This window comes from Clostridioides sp. ZZV14-6345 (assembly GCF_020657775.1).
Lineage (GTDB): Bacteria > Bacillota > Clostridia > Peptostreptococcales > Peptostreptococcaceae > Clostridioides > Clostridioides difficile_D.
The window spans coordinates 1-1,702 of the sequence record NZ_JAGWCX010000142.1 but is presented as its reverse complement, the minus strand read 5'-3'; the positions used below and the strand labels follow the sequence as shown (position 1 = coordinate 1,702).

Below are 1,702 nucleotides of genomic sequence, written 5' to 3'. Positions count from 1 at the left end.
ATAGCTATTATTACTATAGAATATATCATTATTTTTATTGCAATTTTATTAACCTTTGATAGTATAAATTCAGATGATTCACCAACTAAATCATTATATTTTTTATTATCAATTGAATAACATCCAAAAACTATTAGCCAACTCAACCTTGGAATAGAAGCAGTACTTGGACCTTTAAAAATATACTTAGTGGCTAATACAGCTATAAAAAAATAAGTTATTACAAGTAATTCCAATATAATCTTTTCTTACACCAGTTTCTGATTTAGACATATAAAATCACTCCTTAAAAGTTATATATTTATAATACTTTATGTTATAAATATATAACTTTTTCAAATAAATTGCAATCTATGAGTGGCAGTTTCATATAGTCCTATTTCCTACAGTAAGCAGAAAGGATGTTTATCCTATATGTAACTAATGATAAATTTTATTATAGGAACTATTAGCTCTATTTGTGTTGCTATAAGTACTAATTACATATATGATAATTTTTTAATACTTATCTATTGGCTATAGAGAAAGTAGCTTAGAATTTAAATTTAAATAAAATTTAAGTTCACTAAGAAGCAATCTATACTAATTATTATTCCAATGAACAATTCCATATGGATTTATAATTCTATATTTTGATTTTGCTTCACGACCTGTACGATAGTTGATTTCTACAGATAGCTTCTTTAATATACTATTTTCCAATTTTTTAAGTACTGATTCTATAGATATTTTCCCAATTGGTTTTATTACTTCAAGAGCGATTAAATGGTTTGTTAAAATGTCTTCTTGTTTTTGATTTGAATACATTTTTAACTTTAATGTCGCTTTATCTAATGCTTCATCTAATATTTAGTTTAGGATATATATTATTTTTCAAAAACTTTTCGGTCTCAAATTAAAACTTCTTTGTTTTAATTTGTTTAAAATATAGAAAAAGTCTTATCCTAATTTATTTAAGCTAAAATTCTTATATTTTAAAATTTTCTTTAAAACTAAAATATTTATTATCATCTCCAGCAACAATATAACCTACTAATTAAATACCTAATATTTATTCATATTTTCATAGCTTATTAGTTGTAATTCCATCTTCTTGCTAAAATTAATGTTACCCAACAGATAATTGTGGAAGTAATTACTTTAGATACATCAGTTAATACATATCTTGGATATATTAGCACTGAGTTTATAGCCCATCTACTTACAACTTCTATACTAACTGGTTGACTCTCTGTATCTAAACATAATTACTAAAATTGAATTAATGATATCAATTCCATTAATCTCTTTTAATAAAAAATTCTCTTTTCTATATGAAAATTATCTCAAAACTTTAAAGTTAAATACAAAAATGACTATAAATAGATTTTTATTTACACAAATCTATCTATAGCCACTATAGTTTATCCAATAAAATAAATATGTACACAATAAATGTTATTTACGTCTTAAGTATTTATTTATTAGATTTTTAATTAAAAAAGACGAGCTAATGAACATTAATGCTAAATCTAGCATTATATTGCTTTGATCTCCTGTTTGTACATTTTGACCTACATTACTATCTAAACTTTCATCTGTATCTATATTTATATCTGGTTTTCCATACCCATCTGTATCTATATTTATATCCGGTTTTCCATCCCCATCTGTATCTATATCTGTTTTGCTATTTCCTCCATTATCTGGATTTGGTTTGCTA

The 1,702-nt window shown here is 23.9% G+C and carries 2 protein-coding genes and 1 pseudogene; all 3 read right to left on the bottom strand.

Features of this window, described 5'->3' with window-relative positions; all coding sequences use genetic code 11:
• Positions 1–236, bottom strand: a pseudogene (locus KGF39_RS19300) (hypothetical protein); the annotation flags it as partial.
• A 346-nt stretch (positions 237–582) separates the two neighbouring features.
• Positions 583–807, bottom strand: coding sequence for a WYL domain-containing protein (locus KGF39_RS19295; RefSeq protein ID WP_227823554.1), 225 nt, complete (start codon positions 805–807; stop codon positions 583–585).
• A 630-nt stretch (positions 808–1,437) separates the two neighbouring features.
• Positions 1,438–1,702, bottom strand: a 265-nt coding sequence (locus tag KGF39_RS19290; protein ID WP_227823553.1) for a hypothetical protein, incomplete at its 5' end; no start/stop codon positions are given.

Bases quoted from the DNA above. Each gene is read 5' to 3' on its own strand.
- KGF39_RS19295 (WP_227823554.1), bottom strand. From the start codon at position 807: ATGTATTCAAATCAAAAACAAGAAGACATTTTAACAAACCATTTAATC.